We start from the raw sequence: 602 nt of genomic DNA, 5'->3' as shown, positions 1-602 counted from the left end.
TATAACTTTATAATGAGACATTCAAAAGAAATTGTAAATCAAATAAAGATAATAGATGAAGTCCTCTATTCTCTGAACTTACCTTCAATTTTGAAGAATAAATATTTTGTAACAGACACTATAAGCTGTGAAGATTATTTAAAGTTACATTATAATAAACCTAATAACATTTTCTTTTCAATAATATTAAATTCCTTTGGAGTACAAATAGATATTGATGAAGCAAAAGAAATATTAGATTTATCACTTTCCTCTCCAAAAGAAGAAAAATACTTTAAAGAATTTATAAAAATTCTTTTTACATCTTTTATTAGAATAAAAAAATACGGTAAATATTATATTAAGATTAGTTTTTTCAATCAGAAAAGAGAATGTGTTAAAACGATTAGATACATTGAAATTAATTCTTTTTCTTTAAATTTTAAAGCTACTTTAAAAGAATATCCTCCTTTGTATTTATCTTGGTAAAAAACATTCATATAAGACTATAAGAAAAGTTCTAGTTTAAAATTTCGTACGTTTACTTTTAAAAGGATAATTTCAAAAGTATCAAAGAAATTATAAAGGCGCTGTCCAAAAAGTCTCAAAATCACTTTTGCGTC

1 protein-coding gene is annotated in these 602 nt (G+C 22.6%); it reads left to right on the top strand.

The features are described from left to right. A partial coding sequence (locus HMPREF9073_RS00570; protein ID WP_009750673.1) for a hypothetical protein occupies positions 1-468 on the top strand: 468 nt, incomplete at its 5' end. Between the last annotated feature and the right edge of the window lie 134 nt (positions 469-602).

The organism is Capnocytophaga sp. oral taxon 326 str. F0382 (genome assembly GCF_000318295.1).
In the GTDB taxonomy this organism is placed as follows: Bacteria; Bacteroidota; Bacteroidia; order Flavobacteriales; family Flavobacteriaceae; genus Capnocytophaga; species Capnocytophaga periodontitidis.
This window is presented reverse-complemented; position numbering and strand designations above follow the sequence as displayed.